The sequence below is a fragment of the Humibacter ginsengiterrae genome (assembly GCF_054780115.1).
In genome coordinates this window covers 259,325-283,557 of sequence record NZ_BAAGWY010000004.1, presented here as the reverse complement: position 1 = coordinate 283,557, position 24,233 = coordinate 259,325, and the positions used below count along the sequence as shown (strand labels likewise).

The window sequence follows — 24,233 nt, the reverse complement described above, 5'->3', positions numbered from 1 at the left end:
ACTCAACGTGACAACGAATTCCTTCGGCCTGGGCATGCCACGGCCTCCTCCCGATCAAGTATCAATCGAGAACAGCCAACCAGCCATACCCACTACATTAGACGCGACACGCTACTAGGTGTATGCGCCGAAACTGGGTGCATGGCGCCCGGTCTCGGCGCATACACCTAGTACGAGAGTAGGACGTGAGGTTCAGGCGGCGACTGGGGTGATCGCCACCTGGTAGCCGAGGGATTCGAGGTCTCTGATGGCGCGGGTTCGGGTGCGTTGGGGGTTGTGCCGGGTGTAGTAGTCGGCGCCGGGTTCGTCGTAGGCTTCACCGTTTCGGAGCATGTGCCAGACCGCGACGAGGATGCTGTGTTGGGTCGCGACAACCGCGCGCGGTTTCCCGCGCCGGGTCACCAGTCGCCGGTAGCGGGCGGCGAGGAACGTGTTCTTGGATTTGCTCGCGGCCAACGCCGCGATCCCGAGCGCACCTTTGAGGTATTTGTTCCCATGGGTGGTGTGTGAGGACTTCATCTTCCCTGCGGACTCGTTCTGGCCGGGGCAGACTCCGGCCCAGGAGGCCAGATGCGCTGCGGTGTCGAACGCGGTCATGTTGGCGCCGGTCTCAGCGATGATCACATCAGCGACCAGGACAGACACTCCCGGGATCGTCACCAGGACGTCCCGGGCTGCGCGAAAGGGGGCGATCAGCTCTTCCACGCGTTCGGTGAGCGCGTCGATCAGTTGCTGCTCCTGATCGATCTGGGCCAGGTATTGACGCACCATGAACGCGTGATGCTCGGTGAACCGGCCGATCAGTGCGTCCTGAAGCTGCGGGATCTTGTTCCGCATCGTCCCCTTGGCAAGGTTGGCGAGCACGACCGGGTCGTGTTCTCCACTGGCGAGGGCTTCCAGCATCAACCGTGCCGACACTCCGGTCGGGTCGGAGACGACGGAGGACAGTTTGATCCCGGAAGACTCCAGAAACTTCTCCAGTCGATGCTGGATCCGGGTCTGATCTCGACCGGCGATGGTGCGTGCCCGGGTCAGGTCCCGCAACTGCCGCACCGGTTCCGGCGGCACGAGCGAAGCACGCAGCAGCCCATGCGCGGCCAACTGCGCCAACCACGCCGCATCGGACACATCGGTCTTGCGTCCCGGGATATTCCGGGCTTGCTTCGCGTTGACCAGCATCACCGGCAACGTGTCTTCCATCAGGAAGTAGAACGGCTTCCAGTAATCGCTGGTCGCTTCCATCACCACGACCGTGACGTGCTGAGCGACCAGGTAGTCCACCAATGCCAGAACCTGCGAGGTCGTGGCACCCCAGGTCGTGATCTTCGTCGTGAACGTGCCCTGACGTGCGCCCGGTGTCCGGACAGCGACCTTCGCATCGCGTTTGGAGATATCGATCCCCACGGCGCGTTCATGCACCACATCCATCTCCCCGGCTCCTTCCCATGACGGTGACCAGAAAAGCCGGTCACGGGGAGGACAGGGATCAAAGAGTTGGAATCTAGTACACGTGCTCGAAGCAACAATCCACGGTTCCCGTGGCAGTCCTCCGCGTCAAGCTAGTCTCCGGGCTCGACAGCACCATAGGCGTACGACGTGACCGCGACCGACACCCCCAGCATCCCCCCGACACCGCAACCCGACAAGTGGCGACCCCGCACCGATACTTTCCACCCCCACGGAGGAGCGAAGCCCCCGGAAAGCTAGTCTCACCGCGGGGGAAGGGCGGCGTCGGCCCGGTTCAGCGGCTGAGGGCGGGGTCGAGCTCGTTCCACTTCTGCGTCGTCTGCCCGATCCAGAAGACGGCGAAGAAGACGATGAGGGCGACCTCGCCGAAGAGGATCCACGGCTGGCCGGCACCTGCGCCGGAAAGGTGGGTGAAGAACACCACGGCGAGGTAGACGAGGCTGACGCACATCCCCACCGTCACGACGATGTAGAGCGCACGCCACGGAGAGCGTGCCGTGATCGCCGAGACCGCCGACACGACGATCATGATGCAGAAGAAGACGCCCGTGGCGACTAGGTGGCCGATCGCGAGCAGCGCCTGCTGTCCGGCTCCGAGCCACACCATGAAGGCGATCGACACGGCGGCGACGACCGCTGCGGGAACGACAACCCCGGCCGTGATGCCGTGCCGTACCGCGGCGAGCCAGACCGCGACGATCGCGGTGAGGATGCCCATCACGGCCACCACGACGATTCCCACGGTTGCGGCAGCGGCCGCCGTCGTCGGAACGCACACCGTTCCGTCCGGGCACAGCCCTGCGACGCCCGGCGCATCCCGGGCCGCGATCGGCGTGGGCAGCACCGCGATCAGGGCGGCGAACCACGCGGCGATGTCGAGCAGCACCTGCTCGACGCTGTGTCCCGACAGCGCGACCAGGCCGAGCGTGATTCCGAACAGCGCCCCGGTGAACGCCGTTCCGCCCGGTGTGTAGTAGAGCGCGCTGAGGCTCGAGACCGGGCCGACAGTGATCGTGACGACGACGAGCGTCACCAGCGTCGTCACGGCCGCGCCGATCACGGCCAACCGCAGGTGCCGGTACGTGCGCTGAGTGGACGTGCTGGACAGCTGCATGGTCACGATCCTGCACCCACCCGAGACGACGCCCCGGAATCCGGGGCGCGAGTCCGCGGTCGACAGCACGCGGCGTGCTCGAGGGCCGCGTACGAAACCGGAGACTCAGTCGGGCAGCAGGCCGAGCGCGCGCACGGCCTTCCGTTCGTCGAGGAGCTCGGCGACGGATGCCTCGATGTGCGCCCGCGCAACCTCCGAGTGCTCGAGGCCGGTCACGACCCGCCACTCGCCGCCCTGCGACCGCACCGGCAGCGAGCAGATCAGCCCGTCGTGCAGGCCGTACGATGCGGCAGCCTCCGCGTTCGCGCCGCTCGTCGTGACGCCTGCAGAGGTCCAGCGCCCGTCTGTGCCGTGCACCCAGTCGTACACGTGGTCGATGGCGGCGTTCGCCGCGGATGCCGCGCTGGAAGCGCCGCGCACCTCGATGATCTCCGCGCCGCGTCGTGCGACCTTCGGCACGAACACCTCCTCGCACCACGCCGCGTCGACCACCTCGAGAGCCGGGCGGCCGTCGATCGTGGCGTGCGAGACATCCGGATACTGCGTCGCCGAGTGATTGCCCCAGACCGTCACCCCATCGACCGCGGTGACAGGCACCTCGGCCTTCAGCGCCAGCTGCGCAACGGCCCGGTTGTGATCGAGCCGGGTCATCGCCGTGAACCGCTCGCGCGGCACATCCGGTGCGTGCGCCGAGGCGATCAACGCGTTCGTGTTGGCCGGGTTGCCCACGACGAGAACGCGCACATCGGATGACGCATGCTCGTTGATCGCGCGCCCCTGCGGTCCGAAGATGGCCGCGTTCGCTTCGAGGAGATCGGCCCGCTCCATGCCTGCGGTGCGGGGCCGCGCGCCGACCAGCAACGCGACGCCGGCTCCGTCGAAGGCCTGGGCGGGGTCATCCGTCACATCCACGGATGCCAGCAGCGGGAACGCGCCGTCGATGAGTTCGAGGGCGGTGCCCTCGGCTGCACGGAGCCCGAGCGGGATCTCGAGGAGATTGAGCCGCACCGGCGAATCGGGCCCGAGCAACTGCCCCGATGCGATGCGGAACAGCAGCGCGTAACCGATCTGCCCTCCCGCCCCGGTGACGGTCACGGTGACGGGCTGCCGAGTGATGGGGGCCATGACGCCAGACTATGGCCGCGGTATGCCCGGGCTGGTGTCAGGCCAGTTCGCCCCGCCGGGCGGTCGCCCAGAGATCGACGCCGGAGTCCACTGCGTGCTCGTCGATCGCCTCCAGCTCGTCGTCTGTGAAGTCGAGATGATCGAGGGCTGCCACGTTCTGCTCGAGCTGTTCGACGCTGCTCGCCCCGATCACGAGCGAGGTCACACGCGAGTCGCGCAGCGCCCAGGCGAGGGCGAGCTGCGCGAGCGTCTGATTGCGCTCCTCGGCGATGTCGGCAAGGGAGCGGATGCGCGCGAGTGCGGCATCCGACAGCAGCTCGTCGGGCAGCGACGACGCTCTCGATGCGCGCGATCCCGCCGGGATGCCGTTCAGGTACTTCCCGGTGAGCATGCCCTGCGCGAGCGCGGTGAAGCCGATCACGCCGATGCCGAGCTCGCCCGCGGCATCCAGCAGTCCCTCCGTCTCGATCCAGCGGTTGAGCATGGAGTACGACGGCTGGTGGATCAGGAGCGGTGTACCGAGATCGGCGAGGATCGCAGCGGCCTTGCGCGTGTCATCCGCGTTGTACGACGAGATGCCGACGTACAACGCCTTGCCGCTGCGCACGGCGGTGTCGAGTGCGCCCATCGTCTCCTCGAGCGGGGTCGACGGGTCGGGTCGGTGCGAGTAGAAGATGTCGACGTAGTCGACGCCCGTGCGTTTCAGCGACTGGTCGAGGCTGGCGAGCACGTACTTGCGGCTGCCGCCGCCCTGGCCGTAGGGACCGGGCCACATGTCCCAGCCGGCCTTGGTGGAGAGGATGAGCTCGTCCCGGTACGGGAGAAGGTCTTCGCGCAGGATGTGCCCGAAGTTCGTCTCCGCTGCCCCGTACGGCGGGCCGTAGTTGTTGGCGAGGTCGAAGTGCGTGATGCCGAGATCGAACGCCCGCCGCACGATGGCGCGCTGCGTCTGCATCGGGCGGTCGTCGCCGAAGTTGTGCCACAGACCGAGCGACAGCGCAGGCAGGTCGAGCCCGCTGCGCCCGGTGCGGCGGTAGAGCATCCTGTCGTAGCGGTCGTCGTCGTGCGCGACGTACGTCATCTGGCTCCCTTCGCGGCGGCCTTCGCCGCCCGCTTGTTCTCTCGTACTCGGGTGAGGGATGCCTCGTCCACGATGTCGGCGACCGAGCGGTACGAGCCTTCTTCGCCGTAGTCGCCGGCGGCTTCGCGCCACCCGGCGCCGTCGTATCCGTACTGCTTGCCGAGAAGGGCGAGGAAGATGCGCGCCTTCTGGTCGCCGAATCCGGGGAGCGTGCGCAGCCGCTTCAGCACCTCGGCGCCGTCAGGGGCTCCCTCGGTCCAGATCGCCGAGGCGTCTCCGCCCCAGTCCGCGACCACCGCACGGCACACCGCCTGGATGCGCGCCGCCATCGAACCCGGGAAGCGGTGGACCGCCGGCGGCGTCGCGCAGAGCTTGGCGAAGGCATCCGGGTCGTCGTCCGCGATCGTGGCGGCGTCGAGGCCGCCCATCCGGTCGCGGATCTTCGCCGGACCGCTGAACGCGGTCTCCATGGCGACCTGCTGGTCGAGCAGCATGCCGAGCAGAAGCGCGAGCGGGGAGGTGGAGAGCAGCTCATCGGCGGCAGCATCGCCGGTGATGTGCAGAGTGCCGGTCATACCGTCATCCTGGCACGCGTGTCGACCGTGACCCGGGGAGTGCCGCAACGTCGGCGGTCGGCGGGAGGATGAGCGGCATGGTCGAGCAGATCACGGTGAAGCAGTTCCACGAGGCTGTTCCTGGCAACGCCTGGCATCGCGTGTACGGCGGCGCAACCGCGTATTTCGCCACCGGATCGTTCGCGAAGGGCGTGGAACTCGTGCAGGCGATCGGGCAGCTCGCGGATGCCGCGAACCACCATCCCGACGTCGACCTGCGCTACTCCGGTGTCACCGTTCGCCTGCAGACGCACGAGGTCGGGGGACTGAGCGAGCGTGATACCGCGCTCGCCGTGCAGATCGAGGATGCCGCGCTCCGGCTCGGCGTCGAACCGGACCACACGCGCGTGCACGCCGTGCAGATCGCGATCGATGCGATGGACATTGCCCGTGTACTGCCGTTCTGGCAGGCGGTCCTCGGGTACCGGAGGCGGGACGAGGTGGCGATTGTCGATCCGCGCGGCATCGGTCCTACGGTCTGGTTCCAGCAGATGGATGCTCCGCGCCAGCAACGCAATCGCATCCACATCGATCTCGCCCTGTCACGCGACCAGGCCGAGCAGCGCATCGCTGCCGCGCTCGCCGCGGGCGGCCATATCGCGAACGACGACAACGCACCGCACTGGTGGACGCTCGCGGACCCAGAGGGCAACGAGATCGATGTCGCGCCGTGGGGCGACGACACCGTCTGGGAGGACGACGCCGACTGAGCGCGACCACAGGTGCGCGGCATCCGGAATCTCACCCGTCCTGGTGGTGGCGCGATCCGGTTCTCCCACACATGCTGGAGAAATGAGCGAGACAAGCGAGAACACATCGCAGCCGCAGTCCGAAAAACCGAAGATCGTCGTGGGTGTCGACGGTTCCGAGCAGTCGATCGCCGCCCTGCGGCAGGCCGACCGTCTATCACGCCTTCTCGGTGCACGCATCGAGGCGGTGACGACGTGGAGCTACCCGGTCGCAGTGTCGCCGTACGCGATGTCGGCCGATCCGTCGTTCGAAGACATCGCCCGCGACACCCTCGACGAAGCGCTGAAGGATGCGTACGGATCCGACCGCCCTCCGCTCCTGACGACCGTCGTGCAGCACGGGCATCCGGCGCAGGTGCTCATCGAACGGAGCAAGGGCGCGGAGATGCTCGTGCTCGGATCTCGAGGGCGCGGCGGCTTCGCCGGCCTGCTGCTCGGCTCCGTGAGCTCGGAGTGCGCGTCGCACGCGAACTGCCCGGTGCTGATCGTGCGCTGACGGGGCGGCCGAATCTGATTCAAGTCGCTCAATCGGCCCTTGTGGCTGGACAAAAAGGGCCGATTGAGCGACTTGAGCCGGCTGTGGGATGTCGAGGTCCGCTGACCCAGGCTCGGGCGCGCGTCCTAGTCTGAAAAACATGGCCACGGTGATGCTCGTCCGGCACGGACGCACCGCGGCCAATGCAGCGGGCATCCTCGTCGGGCGCGCCGGCGGCGTCGCGCTCGATGACGTGGGCCGTGCACAGGCGGAACGCACGGCGCAGCGCCTCGCGGCCGTTCCGCTCGCGGCGATCGTGTCCAGCCCGCTGGAGCGCTGCCGTGAGACATCCGAAATCGTTCTGGCCTTGCAGCACGGGTCGCCGCCGCTGTCGATCGAGCATGGGATCACGGAGTGCGACTACGGGCAGTGGCAGGGCAAGCGCCTGGCGGAGCTGGCGCGCGAGAAGCTGTGGGCGCAGGTGCAGACGAGGCCGGGATCCGTCGTCTTTCCCGGCGGTGAGTCGATGGCTGCGATGCAGGCGCGGGCGGTCGCGGCCATCCGGCGCCAGGATGCCGTCATCACGGCGGAGCACGGGCCGAAGGCGGTGTGGGTGGCTGTGAGTCATGGCGATGTGATCAAGTCGGTGCTGGCGGATGCCTTCGGCATGCACCTCGACCTCTTCCAGCGCATCAGCGTCGGCCCGGCGTCCGTCTCGATCGTGCACTACGGCGCGGGCAACCCGCGCGTGATCGGCACGAACACGGATGCCGGCGACCTGGACTGGCTGCGCGACGGCGTCGCCGAGACGGAGACAGTCGGTGGCGGGGCGAGCGCCTCGTGACTCAGGAGCAGGCGCCCGGATGCCCGGCCGACGCGGGCCGCGGGCTGCGGGGGAATGTCGAGCTGGTGGCGCGCATCCCTGCCGCGTCGAACGAGACGTTCCTCGCCGCGATCGACGACGTGCCCGTGGTCTACAAGCCTCGCGAGGGTGAGAAGCCGCTGTGGGACTTTCCCGACGGCGACCTCGCCGACCGCGAGTACGCGGCGTATCTCGTGTCGGAGCGTCTCGGCTGGAACGTCGTGCCGCCGACATGGATAGGCGACGGGCCGCTCGGCGAGGGCATGCTCCAGTTGTGGCAGCAGGTCGACACGGTACAGAGCGCCGTCGACATCGTTCCGGTTGAGGGCATTCCGGAGCGCTGGCGTCGAGCCTTCGAGGGTGCCGACGAAGACGACCGCCGGATCGCGCTCGTGCACGAGGACTCTCCGGCATTGCGGCGCATGGCGGTCTTCGACACGCTCGTCAACAACGCTGACCGCAAGGGCGGCCACGTGCTGGCGATGCCCGGCGGTCACCGCTTCGGCGTCGACCACGGCCTCACGTTCCATGCCGAGCCCAAGCTGCGCACGGTGCTCTGGGGGTGGGTGGGCGAGCCGCTCACCGCCGAGGAGACCGACGGAGTCGCGCGAGTGCGGGCATCCCTCGGCCATGAACTGGGGCGGGAGCTGGCCACTCTGCTGTCGGCGGCCGAACTCGAGGCGTTCGCAGAACGGTGCGACCGATTACTCGGGGTCGGACGGTTCCCGGCGCCGGGCGGATGGATGCCCGCCACACCCTGGCCCCTGTTCTGACGCTTCGGCCGTGGCCGGAGCGGGAACGAGGGACTGACGGACGATCAGACCTCGACCGCGCCGCGGCGCAGCCGGGCCCGCACGCCCGCCCATACGAGCACCACGAGCACCACAGCGGCCATCACGTTGACCGCGAAGAAGCCGCCGAGGGCGAGCACCGGCCCGGCGAGGGCACCGAGCGCTGCGGCGCCGAAGTTCATCGAGGCATCCACACCGCCCTGAAGGGGAACACGGATGTGCGCAGGCACCGACTCGACGAGCATTGCGGACCCGCCGATGAGGCACGCGGACCAGCCGAGGCCGAGCAGGAAGAGGGCCGCCATCAGGCGTGGCATGGCCGAGTGGCCGGCGCCGTCCCAGGCGCCGAGGCTGAACGAGCAGACGAAGAGCGCCGCGCCGATCCACGCGACGGTCTGAGCGCTCGTCTTGTCGGTGAGCCAGCCGAAGACCGGGCTCGCCGCGTACATGCCCACGATGTGCACGCTGATCACGATGCCGACGAATTCGAGCGACATCCCGTCGTTGTTCATGCTCACCGGTGTCATCACCATGACGGCGGCCATCATCATCTGGCCGGTGACGATGCTCGCGATGGCGAACACCGCTCGGGGTGTTCGTAGCGCGATCCGGAGTGCGGCGAACGCGCCCACCGGCGACTGCCCGGCGGGAGTCGGATCGTTGCCCGGCGCGTGCCCTGCGATCGGACGGATGCCCACTGTCACGATCGCGGCCAGCACGAAGCCTGCAAGCGAGAACAGGTACGGACCGCTCAGCGGAACGAGTCCGAGCGCCGTGCCCAGGTTCGCCCCCGGTGCGGAGAGGTTCGGGCCGGCGATGGATCCTACGGTCGTCGCCCAGAGCACGATCGACATCGAACGCGCCTCGGCTCCTGGCCGGGAGAACTCCATCGCGGCGTAGCGGGACTGCAGATTCGTCGCGGTGCCCGAGCCGAACAGCACCATCGCGATCAGGTAGAGCCAGAACTGCCCGGTCGTGGCGGCGATCAAGATGAGCACCGCGCCGACGGCCGCCGTCGTGAAACCCAGGGTGAGCGACCACCGGCGGCCGTGTCGCACGGCGAGCCGCGCCAGCGGTATGGCCATCAGCCCGGCGCCGATGATGCTCGCCGTCTGCGCGAAACCGGCGACACCCATCACGCCGGAGAGCTTCTCGGCGAGCACGCCCCCGACCGCCACGCCCGACGCGATGCCGACGCCGCAGAGCAGCTGCGCGACGACGAGACGCACTCGGTTCGCGATGGTGTGGTCGCTTCGGGCGGCCGGCGCGGTCGTCACCGAGCCGGTTCCGGCATCCGGTGCGGTCACCGGCGCTTCACGGCGTCGGCCATCTGCCTGACGGCCTGCTCGATGATCGGCCGGGGCGTGGCGAAGATGAACCGCATGAACCCGACCCCGGCCTCACCGCATGACGAACCGTCGGTCATGGCCACGTCGGCCCGCTCGCGGAAGAAGTCCGCCGGCGGCACCTCGAGCTCGAGGGCACGGGCATCCAGCCAGGCGATGTACGTGCCCTCCGGCGCGGTGTAGCGGATCTCGGGCAGGTGCTCCGCCAGCAGATCGCCGAGCAGGCGCCGGTTGCCGTCGAGGTAGCCGACCGTGTCGGCAAGCCATGCGCCGCCCGCGGTGTAGGCGGCGGTGTTGGCGATCACGCCAGGGTTGCTCGCTCCGTGGCTGGCCATGAAACCGATGCGTTCCCACACCTCGGCATCGGCGTCGTTGCTGAGGATGATCTGCGCGCACTTCAGCCCGGGCAGGTTCCAGGCCTTGGAGGCGCTGGTCGACGTGATGGTGTGGGATGCCGCGGCATCCGACACGCTGGCATACGGCACGTGCCTGCCGTCGGGGTAGACCAGCGGCGCGTGGATCTCGTCGGAGAAGACGCGCACACCGTTGCGCTCGACGACCTCGCTCACGGCGAGCAGCTCCTCACGTGTGAAGACCCGGCCGAGCGGGTTGTACGGGTTGCACAGGATGAGCAGCCCTCCACCATCGTGGAACGCGCGGTCGATGCCGTCCAGGTCGAACTCGTAGCGCCCATCGCGGATGAGCATCGGCACCTGGATGATCTCGCGCCCGAGCGTCGGCGGCACCGACAGGAACGGCATGTATGCGGGCGTCGGCAGCACGATCTTCGATCCGGGCGCGGAGAAGTGCTCGATCGCGACCTCGAGCCCCTTGATGACGTCGGGGAGCGGATGCACGCGAGCAGCGGGCACATCCCACCCGTACCGCGACTTCTGCCACGCGGCACAGGCATCCGACATCGCTTCCGACAGAGAAGGCGGAAGGTAGCCGAACAGGCCGTCGTCGACCGTGTCGTGCAGCGCCTTCGCTATCGCGGGCGCGCATCCGAAGTCCATCTCGGCGACGAACGCACCGATCTTGCCCGGGAACATCGTCCACTTCAGGCTGCCGATCTCGCGCAGCCTGTCCATTCCGATGGAGTCGTATTCGTGTGCGCTGGTCATCAGCCTTCCTTTCCGATCTGCAGTGGTTCGTCGTCCGTGGCGTCGTCGGCATCCTCGTCGGCGATCTCGTTCAGGTAGTTGTAGATGGTGAACCGGGTGACGCCGAGCGTCGTCGCGATCATGTCGATGGCGTCGCGCAGGTGGAACATTCCCCGGTCTTTGAGATCGCGCACGACGGCCACCTTGTGCCGCTTCTGCATCAACTCGACCGGCACATCCACGTCGGAAACAGCCTGTCGGATGAGGTGCGCGGCCAGCTGGTCCACGTCGGTGACGAACACCTCGGGATCGGCCGATTCGATGGCCGGAGCCGGCACGATGCGCGCCTCGCTGGAGGGCGGTGCGGGCTTACGCACGCCACCGAGGTCGAGCATCGACGATGCGATGTCTTGCACCGACTCCCACACGGACAGGTCGGAGTTGAGGCAGAGCGCCGCAACGGCTTGGCCGGTCACGTCGCGGATGATCATCGTCGACGAGCGGATGCGTCGCCCGTCGGCGAGATGCGTCTCGTAGCCGACCATGTGGTCATCGGAGAGTTCGGTGAGGTTCTTCAACAGCAGGTCGGTTGCAGGGTCACCGACGCGGCGCCCGGTCACCTCCCCGTGGATGGCGACGATCGAGTTCGGCAGCTTGCTGAGGTCGTGCAGCACGACCTCCGTCGACGGCGGAAGCGACCGGCCGAGCGGTTCGACGAGCGCCGAGAACACGGCGATCAGCCGTTCACCGTCGACCGTCGGGCGAATCCCCTGATCGAGGATGCCGCCGGCGGGCGCCGGCCGTGAACGCTTCTGCGCCATATTCGATCTCTTTCTGTCCGGTGGTCTGCACGAGCTGTCCAGTGGCGTGCACGAGCTGTGGCGAGTGGTGCCATCACGAGCATGGGTCAAAAGCACGAGGAAGTCAACGAGCCGTGGACCGCATCAACAAACTATTGACAAACCGTCCACGATGTGTGGAGATTGCACAAGATGTTGAAGGACTCGATGGGATGTTGACTTCCGGTCAATATCCTCCGCCCGCAGAGTCGCGGGCTCGATTCGAATGGAGAGTGACATGGATGCCCCCGCAGCCGGTGCGCTGAACTCAGCTGGCACGCTGAACCAGGAGAACCTCAAGAGATCGATCACCACGCCGCAGGCGCTGGGAATCTCGTTCCATCAGATCGTCGGCGGCGGAGTCGTGTCCCTGACCGGTGTGGCGATCGCGATGACCGGTGGCGGAGTGCCGATCGCGTTCATCGTCGCCGCGATCGCCATCCTCATCGTCTCTGTGCCGATCGCGACGCTGGGCGCATCCATGCCCGTCGTCGGCGGCACCTACACGTACGCGACGAAGCTCGTGCATCCGATCATGGGCTTCGTCAATCTGTGGTTCTTCATCATCCAGATGGCGAGCCTGAGCCTGTACGGGCTAGCGGCCGGCAGCTACCTGCACAGCCTCAATGCGTGGTTCGATCCCACCGTCGTGTGCGTGACCCTGATCACCATCTTCTTCGTCGCGAACCTGATGGGGGCATCCTTCTCGGCGCGCATCGGCATCGTGCTCGCCGGCATCATGCTCGTCGCGTTCGGATGCTTCATCGTGCTCGGGCTTCTGCACGTGCACTGGAGCGCATACCCGCCGGTCATTCCGAACGGCACGCTCAAGCTGTTCCAGGCCGCGGCGCTGCTCACCTTTGCCACCGGCGGGGGAACCGTGGTCGCCGAGCTCGGACGTGAGATGAAGAAGCCGGGACGCACCATTCCCACCGCGGTGATCGGCGGTACCGTCTTCGCCGGCATCATGTACGTGCTGATCGCGCTGCCTGCTGCGGGCATCCTGCCGATCGCGAAGGTGGCGGGTGAACCGCTCTCGGTCGTGGCGAAGACGTTCATGCCGCCGTGGATGTGGTACTTCTTCATCCTCGGCGGCGCGGTCGTCGCTGTCATCGGCACCATGAACGCGCAGATGCTGTGGGGCTCGAAGAGCGCGCTGGCCGCGGTGGATGACGGCTGGTTCCCGAAGAAGGTCGGGGCCGTGAACAAGCGCTTCGGCACTCCGCACTGGCTGCTCTGCATCATGTTCGTGGTCGGCATCGTTCCCGCTGTCTCGCACATCGACATCAGCGTGATCGGCAGCGTCAGCAGCCTCATCGGCCAGGTCACGTTCGTGATCCTCATCCTCGCGTCGATCCGGATGCGGTACCTCTTCGCAGAGCGGTACGCGCAGTCGCCGTTCAAGCTGCCGCTCTGGCTGCACTGGACGTTCACGATCGTCGGCATCGCCGTATGCGCCTACCAGTTCTACCTGCTCACCGAGGGCGTCACCCCGATGGTGTGGATCGCTCTCGGCGTCTGGGTGGCGCTCGGAATCGTCGTGTTCGCACTGCGGTATCGGCACGCGACGAGGGTGCAGCTGGACCGGATGGCCCGCGGCGAGACGGTCACCGGCAGCACCCGGACAATCGAGGGCGTGGTCGGGTCCGAGCGCGAGGCGATCAGCATGGATGCCATGGCTCTGCCCAAGGTCGGCTTCGGGGACGAGGGTGAGATCCCCACTCTGACCCGAGACGACGAATGAGTACCCGCCACAAGACCATCGCAACAAGAGAGGGACGTCCCATGACCGAGGCCTACGCCGAGCACTATCACGACCCGCGCGACAAGCAGTTCGCCCGGCAGCTCCGCCGAGGCGCGCCTGACGCCTTCGCTGCGCTCACGACGTTCGACGACGCGGCGCTGCGGCGCGAGGGCATGGCGATTCCGCGCAAGTACACCGAGCTGATGGCTCTGGCGGTCGCGCTGACGACGCAGTGCGTCTACTGCATCGAGGCACACACGAAGGCCGCAGCCGCGGAGGGCGCGACGGAAGCGGAGATCTCCGAGACCGTGTTCATCGCGGCCGCACTGCGAGCGGGCGGCGCGATCGCGCACGGCTTCCAGGCGATCAAGCACTACCTGCGCGAGACCGGGGAGCATTGATCCGCTGTCGGCCCGCATCACGCCGATAAGGTGATCGGCGTGGAGCTTCCCCCGGATCTTCTTCGCCTCTTGCGTTCGGCCAGCATGTGCTACCTCGCCACGGTCATGAAGGATGGGTCGCCGCAACTGACGCGGGTGTGGGTCGACACTGACGGCGAGCACGTTCTGGTCAACAGCGTCGACACCCATCTGAAGGTGCGCAACATCCGCCGGGATCCGCGTGTCGCACTGACCGTGACCGACCCGGAGAACGAAGGGCGCTACTACCAGGTCCGGGGTCGTGCGGCGCTCAGCTACGACGGCGCAGCCGAACACATTGAGACGCTGTCGCAGAAGTACACCGGCGGTCCGTACCTCTGGTACGGCGGTCGCGAGCAGGTGCGCATCCTCCTCACCATCGCGGTCGACAGGGTCAGCCAACTCGGGGGCTGAGGCCGAGTGAGGTGCGCCAGCAGACGGATGCTCAGATCGTGGTCATGCCTCCGTCGACCGCGAACAAAGCTCCCGTGGCGAAGGCGCCGTCGTCGCCGGCGAGGAACACCATGATGCCCTCGACGTCGCGCGGTGATCCGGGACGGCCGAGCGGAATGCGTCCGACGATGGCGGCGCGCGCGTCGGGGTCGTCGCTGATCGCGGTGACGAGACTCGTCTCGGTGTAGGCCGGAACGACCGTGTTGACGCGGATGTTGTCGCCTGCGTAGGCGGCCGAGACGGTTCGCGCGAGACCGTGGATACCGGCCTTCGACGCGCTGTACGCCGTGAAGTCAGCGCCCTCGCCGTTCACGCCCGTCGGACTGCCGGTGAGGATGATCGATCCTCCTCCGTGACCGCGCATTGCCCGCACCGCGTGCTTCACGGTGAGGAACGTGCCGGTCAGGTTGACGTCGATGGTGCGGCGCCAGACGTCGAGCTCGAGGTCGGCAGCCCTGGCATCCTGCCCGAACAACTGCACTCCGGCGTTGGCGACGACGACGTCCGGTCTCCAGCCGGTGTCGATGAGCTCGGCGAACGCGGACTCCACAGAGGGCTCCTGCGAGATGTCCATGACGACGCTGCGGGCGGCCTCGCCTATGCGGTCCGCGGTCGCGGCTGCGGTGTCACCGTCGCGGTCGGCGATGACGACGCGTGCCCCCTCCCGGGCGAATCGCTCGGCGACCGCGCGGCCGATGCCGGCACCGGAGCCAGTGATCAATGCCGTCTTGCCGGCGAGTGCGCTCATCAGATCTCCCTCTGCGTTGAGTATTCACCTGCCGACCGTGGCACGGACGCCGTGCGGATGCCAGACCGTTGCACAATGACTGTGCCCGCTGTCGATCGAAGTTCAGCGGTGCACCTACCCGAAGTCGAGACACCGCCGCCCTGAACCTGGGATGATCATGCAGTGGGCTGCGACATCCGCAGAACGCCCGGAAGGGAGAATCAGCGTGCAGAACAGGTCGATCGAGACGCGGGAGACGCTGCTGCTGGCTGCAGCTCAGGAGTTCGACGAGCACGGATACGCGGCCGCCACGCTCCAAGGCGTCGCTGACCGGCTCGGCAAGACGAAGGGCGCGCTGGGCTACCACTTCCCGAGCAAGGGTTCGATGGCTCTCTCGATCGTGGAACGCTTCTACGCGGAACTCCCCGCGCTCGTCGAGCGGTACAGTACGGGCGGGAGCACGGATGTGCGATCCCTCGTCGCGATGTCGCTCGAGGTCGCGGCGCAGTTCCGTGATGACGTGATGGTCCGGGCCGCTGTGCGCCTGCAGCGCGATGTGGACGTGGTCGACGTCGAAATGCCGACGCCGTACGTGAACTGGATCGCACTGACGGAAGCGGCTTTGCGGGATGCCGAGAACGCTGGGCAGCTTGTGGAAGGGCTCGACGTCGCGGCTGCCGCGAGGGTGCTGGTCGCCGCGTTCTTCGGCACTCAGCAGGTTGCGACAGCGTTAGGTCACCGGGACGAGTTGACCGACTGGGTGCTCGACATGTGGCGTCTCCTCCTGCCCGGAGTGGTGGGGGAAGCGGCAGACGACGTACTGAGCGAGGTCACCGGAGGAGTTTCCCGAGCTCACTGATCCGGCCGGACGTGGGCTTCGTGGAGTCGCGTACTTACCGGATGCGCCGCTTCAGTCGCCGGAGAACGCTCGATCGGCGATGAAAGCGCCCTCGACCGGGCGCACTTCGACGCCCCCGCCCTGGCGATTGATCGGGTTGCGGCGCGCTATCTCGAGTGCCGAACCGAGGTCATCCGCCTCGATCACATAGAAGCCGGCGATGAGTTCTTTGCTCTCGACGAACGGACCATCCGTCACCTCGCCGTGGCGCACGGAGACGGCCGTGGTGTCAGCTGGTTGAAGCGCGACGGCGACCACCATGTCTCCGGATGCGGCGAGATCGTCGGCGTAGCTGTCGTGGGCATCCCGCTCATCCGTTGTCTCGCCGACCGGATCGGCTGGACCGTAGATGAGGACTGCGTACTGCGGCATGGCTTACTCCATTCACTGATGCGGACGCGTTTCGTTCGGCATCTCTTCGTCGAACAGGAAGTGGGCGATCCGACAAACGCGGCGAGGATCGCCATAAGTGGTGTCATCACCATGCATCCGACAAGCTACGCGTCGTCTGCGTCGCGGAAGGTGTAGACGACGCCGCCGAGTTTCGCCGGATTCATCATCCAGTACATGCGATCGATGCCGTGGACGGTTGCGGTGACGGTGACCATCGCGAAGGGAACCCCCTGGTAGATGAGCAGGCAACCCAGTCGATTGTTGGCCTCCACGAACCGCACGTCGACGAGCTCCCAGAGCCAGGCGCCGAATGCCATGAGGAACTTCGCCACCCGTTCCCGGCCGGCGACGGGGATTCGCGCGGCATTGCCCTTGCCATCGCCGTCGGCCCAGGTGACGACATCTTCGGCGAGGAGTGATTCGAGGCGCTCGAGGTCACCACTGCGGGCCGCATCGAGGAATGCGGTCATGAAGCGGCGTTGTTCCGATGCGCTCACCTGTGTGCCGCGTTGTTCCGCAAGGTGTCGTCGTGCCCTGCTCACGAGCTGTCTGGCGTTCGGTTCGGTGGTGTCGATGGTCTCGGCGATCTCGCTGTATGGCGCACCGAACGCTTCACGCAGAACGTAAGCAGCACGTTCCGCGGGCGTCAGCCGCTCGAGGAGGAAGAGCACCGCGAGTTGCAGCGTCTCGTCGTTCTCCGCGGCGAGTTCGGGATTCTGACCGGTGTCGATCGGTTCCGGCAGCCACGGTCCGATGTATGACTCGCGCCGGGCTCGAGCGGATTGCAACTCGTTGATCGCCATGCGGGTCGTCGTGGTGGCCAGGAACGCCGCAGGCTCCCGTACCCGGTCGCGCTCATAGTGCTGCCAGCGCAGCCAGACCTCCTGGACCAGATCCTCCGCATCGGCGACGCTGCCGAGCATGCGGTAGGCGATTCCGAACAGGCGGGGCCGGACCGTCAGGAAGGTCGCCAACCCATCGTCGAGTCCGCGGCCGGCTCGGTCAGGGCCTCGGTCATGGTCGGCGTGGGTAGCCGGCTTCCACAGCCGTCGGGGCATCCGAGGCTCGGGAAGGTCGGCCAGAACGATCTTCCTGGACATCACCACCCCCGTCCGCTCGCATGCTACCGGCACCATGGGATGCGGGCGAACGTGTCACAGACGAGTGCCCTATCCGGTCCGAGCTGTTGATGGCCGCGGAATCGCCGCGGCCGAAAGGAAGGATCAACCATGAAGATCGTCGTCATAGGCGGCACCGGGCTCATCGGATCGAGGGTCGTGGAGCTCCTCGGCGAACACGGCCACGATGCGGTTGCCGCATCCCCGAGTTCCGGGGTCGACACCATCACAGGAGAGGGACTCGAGGATGCATTCAAGGGCGCCGATGTCGTCGTGGACGTGTCGAACTCGCCGTCGTTCGCCGACGACGACGTGCTCGCGTTCTTCACCACCTCGACACGGAACCAGCTCTCCGCGGAGAAGTCGTCGGGCGTGAAGCATCACGTCGCGTTGTCGATCGTGGGCGCCGACCGCCTTCCGCACAGCGGATACTTGCGCGCCAAGGTCGCCCAGGAGAAGTTGATCCGAGACTCGGGCCAGCCGCACTCGATCGTTCGTGCCACGCAGTTCTACGAGTTCGCGAAGGCGATCGGCGCGGCCGGTGTCGTCGACGGGGTCGCCCGGGTCAGCTCGGGCGTGATGCAACCTGTGGCGGCGGCGGATGTCTCGGCTGCGGTCGCGATGGCCGCGGAGGCACGGCCGACCAACGGCATCGCGGAGATCGCGGGGCCCGAGAAAATCGCGCAGGACGACTTCGTGCGTCGCGCCTTCGCAGCGATCGGTGAAAGCACCCCCATCGTGGGATCCCCGGAAACCCCATACTTCGGAGCCGTGATCGACGGTGACGAGCTGACTCCCGCACCGGGCGCTCGAGTTGCTGCGACCACGTTCGACCAGTGGTTGGCGGCGCAGCGGGCAGCAGCGCGGTAGCCGACCAGCTCATCGACCACCGGCCGGTCTAGGGTCGCGATAGGCCATGCGGCACCGATACAAGGAGGAACTCATGAAGGCGATCATCGCGACGGACCGGGCCGTGGAGGCTGCAGGAATCACGTTGACCGAGGTTCCACAGCCGGAGCCGGCGATCAATGACGTCGTCGTCGAGGTGCGCGCATCGGGCTTCGTCCCCGCCGAGTGGGAGTGGCCATCCACCTGGGCCGATCGTGCAGGGCATGCACGCACCTCGGCGGTGATCGGCCACGAAGTCGCCGGTGTGGTCTCCGCGTTGGGTTACGGCACGACAGGGCTTTCGCTGGGGCAGCGCGTCTTCGGAATCACCGATTGGCACCGCGACGGCACATTGGCCGAGTACACGGCTGTCGAATCGCGCAACCTCGCACCGCTGCCAGGCGACGTCGACTTCACCGTGGGCGCCAGCCTGCCGATCTCGGGCCTGACGGCGTGGCAAGGGCTCTTTCAGCACGGGAACCTCCGGGCCGGGCAGACCGTCATCGCTCATGGCGCCGCCGGGGCCGTGGGATCAGTGGTGGTCCAGCTTGCCCGCGAGTGCGGCGCGTACGTCATCGGGTCGGGACGAGCGGCCGACCGTCAGGCGGTGCTGGACTTCGGCGCCAACGAGTTCCTCGACCTCGGCAGCGACGAGCTCGAGGATGTCGGCGAGGTCGACCTTGTCTTCGACGTCATCGGCGGCGATGTGCAGAAGCGGTCGGCAGAAGTGATCCGGTCCGGAGGGGCACTCGTGACGATCGTCGGTCCCGCCGAGTCGCAGCCGGTCGGCGTGCGTGTCGTCGACTTCGTCGTCGAGTCCGACCGCGGCCAGCTGAGCGAGATCGTGCAGCGGGTGCGCGACGGTCGCTTGCGCACGAATATCGGCACGATCGTTCCCCTCGACGATGCGCTGCCCGCGCTGAATCCGACCCGCCGGCACAAGGGCAAGACCATCATCACCGTTCGTCCCTGATGGATCGTGGGAGGCCCCGTCAGTACCGGGATGACTGGGGACTCCCACGGTCCGGGAGTGCCAGCTTGAATGGAGAAAACAACGCAGCGCCGGCGGGTACGCCGGCAAGTGCGTGAAAGGAACGGAATCTCGTGAAGCAGCGCACTCTCGGTACTGGCCTGACCGTCTCGGAGATCGGGCTGGGTTGTATGAGCCTGACCGGCGCGTACGGCAACGTCGGCGGTCCGTCGCGGCCGGATTCGGTCGCTCTCATCCGTCGTGCCGTGGAACTCGGCATCACGTTCTTCGATACTGCGGAGGTGTATGGCCGCTTCGAGAACGAGGACATCGTCGGGGAGGCGCTCGAGCCGTTCCGTGACCAGGTGAAGATCGCCACCAAGTTCGGCTTCGCGTTCCGGGAGAACGGTGTCGAGGACGGCGGACTGAACAGCACACCCGACAGCATTCGCCTGGCGGTGGAGGGGTCGCTGCGGCGCCTGCGCACCGATCGGATCGACCTGTATTACCAGCACCGTGTCGATCCGAACGTTCCGATCGAGGATGTCGCGGGCACGGTGAAGGAGCTGATCGAAGCGGGCAAGGTCGCGCACTTCGGGTTGTCCGAGGCGGCCGCCGCGACGATCCGGCGTGCGCACGCGGTGCAACCGGTGACAGCGGTGCAGAGCGAGTACTCGATGTGGTGGCGCGACCGTGAGCACGACACCATTCCCGTGCTCGCCGAGCTCGGGATCGGTCTGGTGCCGTACAGCCCGCTCGGCAAAGGATTCCTCACCGGCACGATCGACGCATCCACGACGTTCGCCGACACCGACTTCCGTGCACAGACGCCTCGCTTCCAGGGCGAGGCACTGCAGGCGAACTTGGCACTCGTCGACGTGCTCAACAAGATCGCGGCCGAAACCGGTGCGACGCCGGCCCAGCTGGCACTGCAGTGGCTGCTCAACCAGCAGCCCTGGATCGTGCCCATCCCCGGCACGAAGCGCATCTCGCGGCTGGAGGAGAACACCGGCGCATCCACCGTCGAACTGACCGAAGACCAGCTGAACGAGCTACGCGCTGCGGCCGACCGCATCCAGATCATCGGCGCCCGCTATCCCGAGGCTCAGGATGCCATGACCAACCGTGACGCTCCGCTCCCGCGCTGACCGAGGAGCCGTTCGCTCAGTTCCCAGAGGCGGCGAGCGGACTCTGGGTCTATGGAATGCGGCACGACGTTCTGCGACCGGATCAGGTCCGCCCCCTGCGCGTTGAGATCCACGGTCTCGTCGAGCGGTGACACATCGCAGTCCCTCAGGTAGACGCCGCCGATGTCGGCGAGCAGGGGACTGACCGCACCGAAGACGATGGTGGCTGCACCCTGCTGCGGAGTCTTCTTGCCGCGATCCGGGTCGATGACCGGCCGACCGGCCTCGTCGACCAGGCCGGTCGCCACCTGCATCGCGCGCACTTGATCGGCGGGCATCGAATTGCCCAGCTGGGTGCCGACGATGATTCCCGGATGCGCCGCGAAGCCTCGTATCCCGTCCCCGGCCCACCGGCGGTCCAGCTCGACGGCGAACAAGACGTTGGCGGTCTTGGACTGGGCGTAGGCGAGTTGCCCGTCGTAGCTGCCTGCGGTGAAGTTCGGGTCATCCCAGCGGATGTCGGCCATCCGGGTCGCGCCGGATGTCGTGTTGACGACGCGGGCACCATGGGCCGCGCGCAGCGCAGGCAGCAGGCGCAGCGTCAACTGGAAGTGGCCGATGTGGTTGGTCGCGAACTGAGACTCGTAGCCGCGGGCATCCCGGATCAGCGGACCGCCCATGATCCCCGCGTTGTTGAGCAGGATGTGCAGCGGCAGACCGGCGTCGAGAAAGGATTCGGCGAAGGCGTCGATGGATGCCGGGTCGAGCAGGTCTAGCCGTCCGACCCGGACTCCGCCGACACCGGCGAGCGCTGCTGCGGCACGGTCGGGATCGCGGGATCCGACCGTCACCCGCGCACCTGCCCCGGCCAGTGCGCGGGTGGCCTCCAGTCCGAGCCCGACGTGACCGCCGGTGACGATGACGTTCTTTCCGGACAGATCGATGCCTGCCAGCACCTCATCGGTCGTGGTCGAAGCGGTGAAACCGCTGCCGATCGGGTGCTGCTTGTTTGCGATGGTCTGTGTCATGCAGACAGCCTGACCCCAATGTTCCGGACTGTGAATAGTTGTGGATCCGTAATTCTTGCGCCAGAGTACGGAAGGTGGTCGATGATCAGCTGTCTGAGGTGTTCGAACTCGTCGAAGTACGCGGCGTGCTCTCCGGTGGTATCGCCGCCCGAGGACCATGGGTATCCCGGGCTCCGGTCCAGGACGCGCTCAAGTTCTTCGCCATGGCGCGCGGGCGGGCCCGGCTCACCGCTGATGGGATGGATGAGCCGATCGAGCTCGAGCAGGGCGACGTGGCCATCCTCAACAACCGGTCCTGGATGGAGCTGCGCGCCGGAAGCGGCGACGATGCGCCGCGCCGTGTGGCTCCCGAGCCGGATGTCTCCCCAGCACACTTCGCCGACGTGGATCCCCGTGTGGATGACGTCGTGTTCGGACTCCGGATCGATCTCAACCCGGCCGGCCGGATGCTGCTGCAGCAGGCGCTTCCGCCGGTCGGGCACGTGCGAGCATCGACGTCTCCGAACCCTGGACTGCGCGACACCCTCGACCGGCTGCTCGACGAGGTGGTCGACGACCGGATCGGCTCGGCGTTTGCGATCAGGCACCGCAGCCAGCTCTTGCTGCTCGAGGCGCTCCGAACCTGGCTCGTCGGTGCCGACCTGCCTCGAGGATGGCTGAGGCTGCTGGGCGACGAACGACTACGCCCGGCGCTCAGCCTGATGCATGCGGACCCCGGAAAGCGCTGGGGCCTCGGCGAACTCGCGCGCGCCGCGGCGATGTCCCGCACCACCTTCGCCGAACGCTTCAGGGACACGGCGGGCACGCCGCCGCTGAGCTATCTCAACCGCTGGCGGATGCTCCTTGCCCAGCGCGCCCTTCGCGACCGGGACATCCGGGTCGCTGCGCTCGCGGCAGAACTCGGATACACCTCGGAAAGCGCGTTCAGCACCGCGTTCAAACGAGAAGTCGGCGAGTCACCGCTGCGCTACAGGTACCGCATCCGCGGCGCGGAAGCATCCGCAGTTCACTGAGCGGGCCCGGAAGCATCGGCCGCGGTGAGCTCAACGAGCGGAACGAGCTCGCTCTCGGCCCACGCCCAGAAGGTCGTCGGCGACGCGGTGCGAGCTGTGCGCTCTACCGCCTTGTCGAGCCCCGCGTTCTTGGCCGACATCATCCCGACCATGCCGTCGGCCATCGCGGGCGACGCCCCGCGCGCGAGCAGCCCCGCACGGAACGCCTCGAGGTCGATCTGTGTGTACTCGATCGGACGCGCCAGCAGGTCGGACAGGATCGCCGCGACCTCGGACATCGAGAGGTCTTCCGGGCCGAGAACCGGGCGGTCCTCCCGACCGGACCACGAGCGGTGGACGAGTAGGTCGGTGACCACATCGGCGATGTCGTCGACGGCGACGAGCGGAACTTTGAGGTCCGCACGCAGCACGCCGCTGAAGGAGCCGTCGCGCAGTGTCGAGGCATCGTTGAGCAAGTTGTCGAAGAACCCGGGCAGGGTGACGGCACGGAACGCGGCGCCGGTGGCCGCGAAGATGTCCTCGACGGCGAGGCCGTGGCGCACAAGCCCCGATTCGCCCGGGACGCCGCGGCCGAGGTTCGACACCGCCACAACGTGAGACACGGCGTGGCGCTGCACTGCCTCTGCGGCGGGTCGGGCGAGTTCTTCCATGCCGTCCTCCAGCCGTTCGGCACGCCAGGGCGGCGGGGTGAGCCAGAACAGGGCGTCGGCGCCACGGAGCGCCGCATCGATAACCGCGGGGTCGCCGTGCGATCCGGCGATGATCTCAGCGCGGTCGGCTGTGTCTGCGGGCAGCGTGCCGGGATTGCGTGCGATGACACGAACGGGCTCGTCGGTGCGGTCGAGCACTCGTTCGAGCACGCGACGTCCGATGCGGCCGCTGGGGGTGGTGAGAACGATCATGACTTCACTCTCGGCGCCACCGCCGCGGACCGTCCAATACCTTCTTGGGCCCTTCGATACCCTGAAGGTATGGATCTCGACCTTCGCAAACTGCGCTACTTCGTTGCGGTCGCCGAAGAGCTTCACTTCGGGCGAGCGGCCGAGAGGCTCCTCATCGCTCAGCCCGTGCTGTCTCGGCAGGTGATGGCTCTCGAGCGCGAGATCGGCGTCGGGTTGCTCGACCGCACGGGTCGCCGTGTCGCACTCACCCCGGCCGGCGAGCGACTTGCTGACGAAGGTCGCAGCCTGCTTGCGTCGGCGACGACCGTCGTCCGTCACGCGCATGAAACGGCTCGTGGACTCGAGCGCCTGGTCGTCGGCTTCGCTCCCGGTTTGCGCGTCGCGCCTGCCGTAGCCGCGATCGGCGAGGTCTCGCCTGAGCTCGATGTCGCCCTGATGGAGCTCGTCTGGTACGAGGGCGCGGATGCGGTGCGCGACGGTCGCGCCGACATCGCCGTGGTGCGTGAGCCGTTCGATGATGACAGCCTTGTCAGCGTGCCGCTCGGGGCCGAGCCCAAAGTCGCGGTCCTCGCGGCGCACCATCACCTGGCGAGCAAGCGCCGGCTGCGGCTGCGTGACTTGGAAGGCGAGGGCCCATTCGAAGCGGATCGACGTTGCGCAGGCATCGAGGGAACTGTGGAGCTTGCGGCATCCGGCCGAGGCGTGGCGATGCTGCCGCGCAGCGTCGCCACGGTGCACGCGCGCCCGGGTCTCGTCTTGCGCCCGATTGTCGATCGCGCGCCGCTGGGCATTCATCTCGTAAGGATGTCCGGCGCACACGAGAAGGTTCGCGAGCTGTTCGAGGTCGCAGCGGCCGCGCTCGGATCAAAGAGCGAGCCGGCAACGGCGTCTGAGAAGGCGCCCACGTCGACGCCAGCGACAGCGGACGGCCGTGACCGTACACGACAGCTGCTCACAGATCCGGTGCCGCGGGACCCCCGATGAAAT

Annotated in this window: 26 protein-coding genes; 13 read left to right on the top strand and 13 right to left on the bottom strand. The window is 67.3% G+C overall.

The annotated features are described in order from the left end of the window. Positions 1–192 precede the first annotated feature (192 nt). The 5 genes from ACYVII_RS07690 to ACYVII_RS07670 form a co-directional block, all read right to left on the bottom strand. Complete coding sequence (locus ACYVII_RS07690) at positions 193–1,428, bottom strand: IS110 family RNA-guided transposase (RefSeq protein WP_460533498.1); 1,236 nt, start codon at positions 1,426–1,428, stop codon at positions 193–195. A 313-nt stretch (positions 1,429–1,741) separates the two neighbouring features. Next, a complete protein-coding gene (locus tag ACYVII_RS07685; RefSeq protein WP_460533495.1) occupies positions 1,742–2,581 on the bottom strand; it encodes a hypothetical protein in 840 nt (279 codons plus the stop codon). Positions 2,582–2,686: 105 nt separating this feature from the next. After that, on the bottom strand, positions 2,687–3,706 hold the full coding sequence (locus ACYVII_RS07680; protein WP_460533492.1) for a malate dehydrogenase: 1,020 nt from the start codon (positions 3,704–3,706) through the stop codon (positions 2,687–2,689). A gap of 37 nt (positions 3,707–3,743) precedes the next feature. Further along, complete coding sequence (gene mgrA, locus ACYVII_RS07675) at positions 3,744–4,787, bottom strand: aldo-keto reductase family protein (RefSeq protein WP_460533489.1); 1,044 nt, start codon at positions 4,785–4,787, stop codon at positions 3,744–3,746. Beyond that, on the bottom strand, positions 4,784–5,362 hold the full coding sequence (locus tag ACYVII_RS07670; protein WP_460533486.1) for an HhH-GDP family DNA glycosylase: 579 nt from the start codon (positions 5,360–5,362) through the stop codon (positions 4,784–4,786). The genes mgrA and ACYVII_RS07670 overlap by 4 nt, the downstream gene beginning before the upstream one ends. 77 nt (positions 5,363–5,439) lie before the next feature. Between ACYVII_RS07670 and ACYVII_RS07665 the strand changes: the two genes are divergently transcribed. The 4 genes from ACYVII_RS07665 (at position 5,440) to ACYVII_RS07650 (ending at position 8,260) form a co-directional block, all read left to right on the top strand. Beyond that, positions 5,440–6,111: a VOC family protein gene (locus tag ACYVII_RS07665; RefSeq protein WP_460533483.1), complete on the top strand. Its 672-nt coding sequence runs from the start codon at positions 5,440–5,442 to the stop codon at positions 6,109–6,111. Positions 6,112–6,193: 82 nt separating this feature from the next. Continuing rightward, complete coding sequence (locus tag ACYVII_RS07660) at positions 6,194–6,646, top strand: universal stress protein (RefSeq protein ID WP_460533480.1); 453 nt, start codon at positions 6,194–6,196, stop codon at positions 6,644–6,646. A 139-nt stretch (positions 6,647–6,785) separates the two neighbouring features. Next, positions 6,786–7,469 carry a histidine phosphatase family protein gene (locus ACYVII_RS07655; protein ID WP_460533477.1) on the top strand — a complete coding sequence of 228 codons (684 nt, stop codon included), beginning with the start codon at positions 6,786–6,788 and terminating at the stop codon, positions 7,467–7,469. Next, on the top strand, positions 7,466–8,260 hold the full coding sequence (locus ACYVII_RS07650; RefSeq protein WP_460533474.1) for an SCO1664 family protein: 795 nt from the start codon (positions 7,466–7,468) through the stop codon (positions 8,258–8,260). Before ACYVII_RS07655 ends, ACYVII_RS07650 begins: the two co-directional genes overlap by 4 nt. Positions 8,261–8,304: 44 nt before the next feature. Here the strand turns inward: ACYVII_RS07650 and ACYVII_RS07645 are convergent, their stop codons facing one another. Genes ACYVII_RS07645 through ACYVII_RS07635 form a run of 3 tightly spaced genes read right to left on the bottom strand, consistent with a single transcriptional unit; the run spans position 8,305 to position 11,548 of the window. Then, a complete protein-coding gene (locus ACYVII_RS07645) occupies positions 8,305–9,585 on the bottom strand; it encodes an MFS transporter (RefSeq protein ID WP_460533471.1) in 1,281 nt (426 codons plus the stop codon). Next, on the bottom strand, positions 9,582–10,748 hold the full coding sequence (locus tag ACYVII_RS07640) for a MalY/PatB family protein (protein WP_460533469.1): 1,167 nt from the start codon (positions 10,746–10,748) through the stop codon (positions 9,582–9,584). The genes ACYVII_RS07645 and ACYVII_RS07640 overlap by 4 nt, the downstream gene beginning before the upstream one ends. Continuing rightward, positions 10,748–11,548 (bottom strand): helix-turn-helix transcriptional regulator, encoded by an 801-nt coding sequence (locus ACYVII_RS07635; RefSeq protein WP_460533466.1) that lies wholly within the window; start codon positions 11,546–11,548, stop codon positions 10,748–10,750. Before ACYVII_RS07635 ends, ACYVII_RS07640 begins: the two co-directional genes overlap by 1 nt. A gap of 256 nt (positions 11,549–11,804) precedes the next feature. Here ACYVII_RS07635 and ACYVII_RS07630 point away from each other — a divergent pair, with 256 nt between their 5' ends. Genes ACYVII_RS07630 through ACYVII_RS07620 form a run of 3 tightly spaced genes read left to right on the top strand, consistent with a single transcriptional unit; the run spans position 11,805 to position 14,143 of the window. Continuing rightward, positions 11,805–13,310, top strand: coding sequence for an APC family permease (locus ACYVII_RS07630; RefSeq protein WP_460533463.1), 1,506 nt, complete (start codon positions 11,805–11,807; stop codon positions 13,308–13,310). Positions 13,311–13,351: 41 nt separating this feature from the next. Beyond that, positions 13,352–13,711 carry a carboxymuconolactone decarboxylase family protein gene (locus tag ACYVII_RS07625; RefSeq protein WP_460533460.1) on the top strand — a complete coding sequence of 120 codons (360 nt, stop codon included), beginning with the start codon at positions 13,352–13,354 and terminating at the stop codon, positions 13,709–13,711. Between the two features lie 39 nt (positions 13,712–13,750). Beyond that, the gene (locus ACYVII_RS07620; RefSeq protein WP_460533457.1) at positions 13,751–14,143 is read left to right on the top strand and encodes a PPOX class F420-dependent oxidoreductase; all 393 of its coding nucleotides are present in this window, start codon (positions 13,751–13,753) and stop codon (positions 14,141–14,143) included. 31 nt (positions 14,144–14,174) lie between these two features. Here ACYVII_RS07620 and ACYVII_RS07615 read toward each other — a convergent pair whose 3' ends face one another. Then, positions 14,175–14,930, bottom strand: a complete 756-nt coding sequence (locus ACYVII_RS07615) for an SDR family NAD(P)-dependent oxidoreductase (RefSeq protein WP_460533454.1) — start codon at positions 14,928–14,930, stop codon at positions 14,175–14,177. Positions 14,931–15,135: 205 nt separating this feature from the next. Between ACYVII_RS07615 and ACYVII_RS07610 the strand changes: the two genes are divergently transcribed. Further along, complete coding sequence (locus ACYVII_RS07610; protein ID WP_460533451.1) at positions 15,136–15,768, top strand: ScbR family autoregulator-binding transcription factor; 633 nt, start codon at positions 15,136–15,138, stop codon at positions 15,766–15,768. A gap of 51 nt (positions 15,769–15,819) precedes the next feature. Here ACYVII_RS07610 and ACYVII_RS07605 read toward each other — a convergent pair whose 3' ends face one another. Then, positions 15,820–16,179 (bottom strand): YciI family protein, encoded by a 360-nt coding sequence (locus ACYVII_RS07605; protein WP_460533448.1) that lies wholly within the window; start codon positions 16,177–16,179, stop codon positions 15,820–15,822. A 125-nt stretch (positions 16,180–16,304) separates the two neighbouring features. Next, on the bottom strand, positions 16,305–17,300 hold the full coding sequence (locus tag ACYVII_RS07600) for an RNA polymerase sigma-70 factor (RefSeq protein ID WP_460533445.1): 996 nt from the start codon (positions 17,298–17,300) through the stop codon (positions 16,305–16,307). 129 nt (positions 17,301–17,429) lie between these two features. Between ACYVII_RS07600 and ACYVII_RS07595 the strand changes: the two genes are divergently transcribed. The 3 genes from ACYVII_RS07595 to ACYVII_RS07585 all read left to right on the top strand — a co-directional run bounded on the left by ACYVII_RS07595 (position 17,430) and on the right by ACYVII_RS07585 (position 20,324). Further along, complete coding sequence (locus ACYVII_RS07595) at positions 17,430–18,188, top strand: SDR family oxidoreductase (RefSeq protein WP_460533442.1); 759 nt, start codon at positions 17,430–17,432, stop codon at positions 18,186–18,188. A gap of 73 nt (positions 18,189–18,261) precedes the next feature. Beyond that, positions 18,262–19,179, top strand: a complete 918-nt coding sequence (locus ACYVII_RS07590; RefSeq protein WP_460533439.1) for an NADP-dependent oxidoreductase — start codon at positions 18,262–18,264, stop codon at positions 19,177–19,179. A 131-nt stretch (positions 19,180–19,310) separates the two neighbouring features. After that, entirely contained in the window at positions 19,311–20,324 is a 1,014-nt protein-coding gene (locus tag ACYVII_RS07585; protein ID WP_460533436.1) for an aldo/keto reductase, read from the top strand. Here the strand turns inward: ACYVII_RS07585 and ACYVII_RS07580 are convergent. Beyond that, on the bottom strand, positions 20,282–21,331 hold the full coding sequence (locus ACYVII_RS07580; RefSeq protein ID WP_460533434.1) for an SDR family NAD(P)-dependent oxidoreductase: 1,050 nt from the start codon (positions 21,329–21,331) through the stop codon (positions 20,282–20,284). The genes ACYVII_RS07585 and ACYVII_RS07580 overlap by 43 nt on opposite strands. Before the next feature lie 74 nt (positions 21,332–21,405). Here ACYVII_RS07580 and ACYVII_RS07575 point away from each other — a divergent pair, with 74 nt between their 5' ends. Next, on the top strand, positions 21,406–22,344 hold the full coding sequence (locus ACYVII_RS07575) for an AraC family transcriptional regulator (protein ID WP_460533431.1): 939 nt from the start codon (positions 21,406–21,408) through the stop codon (positions 22,342–22,344). Here the strand turns inward: ACYVII_RS07575 and ACYVII_RS07570 are convergent. Next, positions 22,338–23,246, bottom strand: coding sequence for an NAD(P)H-binding protein (locus tag ACYVII_RS07570; RefSeq protein WP_460533428.1), 909 nt, complete (start codon positions 23,244–23,246; stop codon positions 22,338–22,340). The genes ACYVII_RS07575 and ACYVII_RS07570 overlap by 7 nt on opposite strands. Before the next feature lie 69 nt (positions 23,247–23,315). On the opposite strand from ACYVII_RS07570, the gene ACYVII_RS07565 reads away from it, so the two are divergent. Continuing rightward, a complete protein-coding gene (locus tag ACYVII_RS07565; protein ID WP_460533425.1) occupies positions 23,316–24,230 on the top strand; it encodes a LysR family transcriptional regulator in 915 nt (304 codons plus the stop codon). Positions 24,231–24,233 lie beyond the last annotated feature (3 nt).

Bases quoted from the DNA above. Each gene is read 5' to 3' on its own strand.
- ACYVII_RS07630 (WP_460533463.1), top strand. From the start codon at position 11,805: ATGGATGCCCCCGCAGCCGGTGCGCTGAACTCAGCTGGCACGCTGAAC.
- ACYVII_RS07640 (WP_460533469.1), bottom strand. From the start codon at position 10,748: ATGACCAGCGCACACGAATACGACTCCATCGGAATGGACAGGCTGCGC.
- ACYVII_RS07635 (WP_460533466.1), bottom strand. From the start codon at position 11,548: ATGGCGCAGAAGCGTTCACGGCCGGCGCCCGCCGGCGGCATCCTCGAT.
- ACYVII_RS07565 (WP_460533425.1), top strand. From the start codon at position 23,316: ATGGATCTCGACCTTCGCAAACTGCGCTACTTCGTTGCGGTCGCCGAA.
- ACYVII_RS07605 (WP_460533448.1), bottom strand. From the start codon at position 16,179: ATGCCGCAGTACGCAGTCCTCATCTACGGTCCAGCCGATCCGGTCGGC.
- ACYVII_RS07590 (WP_460533439.1), top strand. From the start codon at position 18,262: ATGAAGGCGATCATCGCGACGGACCGGGCCGTGGAGGCTGCAGGAATC.
- ACYVII_RS07655 (WP_460533477.1), top strand. From the start codon at position 6,786: ATGGCCACGGTGATGCTCGTCCGGCACGGACGCACCGCGGCCAATGCA.
- ACYVII_RS07615 (WP_460533454.1), bottom strand. From the start codon at position 14,930: ATGAGCGCACTCGCCGGCAAGACGGCATTGATCACTGGCTCCGGTGCC.
- ACYVII_RS07665 (WP_460533483.1), top strand. From the start codon at position 5,440: ATGGTCGAGCAGATCACGGTGAAGCAGTTCCACGAGGCTGTTCCTGGC.
- ACYVII_RS07625 (WP_460533460.1), top strand. From the start codon at position 13,352: ATGACCGAGGCCTACGCCGAGCACTATCACGACCCGCGCGACAAGCAG.
- ACYVII_RS07690 (WP_460533498.1), bottom strand. From the start codon at position 1,428: ATGGATGTGGTGCATGAACGCGCCGTGGGGATCGATATCTCCAAACGC.
- mgrA (WP_460533489.1), bottom strand. From the start codon at position 4,787: ATGACGTACGTCGCGCACGACGACGACCGCTACGACAGGATGCTCTAC.
- ACYVII_RS07595 (WP_460533442.1), top strand. From the start codon at position 17,430: ATGAAGATCGTCGTCATAGGCGGCACCGGGCTCATCGGATCGAGGGTC.
- ACYVII_RS07660 (WP_460533480.1), top strand. From the start codon at position 6,194: ATGAGCGAGACAAGCGAGAACACATCGCAGCCGCAGTCCGAAAAACCG.
- ACYVII_RS07680 (WP_460533492.1), bottom strand. From the start codon at position 3,706: ATGGCCCCCATCACTCGGCAGCCCGTCACCGTGACCGTCACCGGGGCG.
- ACYVII_RS07670 (WP_460533486.1), bottom strand. From the start codon at position 5,362: ATGACCGGCACTCTGCACATCACCGGCGATGCTGCCGCCGATGAGCTG.
- ACYVII_RS07685 (WP_460533495.1), bottom strand. From the start codon at position 2,581: ATGCAGCTGTCCAGCACGTCCACTCAGCGCACGTACCGGCACCTGCGG.
- ACYVII_RS07570 (WP_460533428.1), bottom strand. From the start codon at position 23,246: ATGATCGTTCTCACCACCCCCAGCGGCCGCATCGGACGTCGCGTGCTC.
- ACYVII_RS07600 (WP_460533445.1), bottom strand. From the start codon at position 17,300: ATGTCCAGGAAGATCGTTCTGGCCGACCTTCCCGAGCCTCGGATGCCC.
- ACYVII_RS07580 (WP_460533434.1), bottom strand. From the start codon at position 21,331: ATGACACAGACCATCGCAAACAAGCAGCACCCGATCGGCAGCGGTTTC.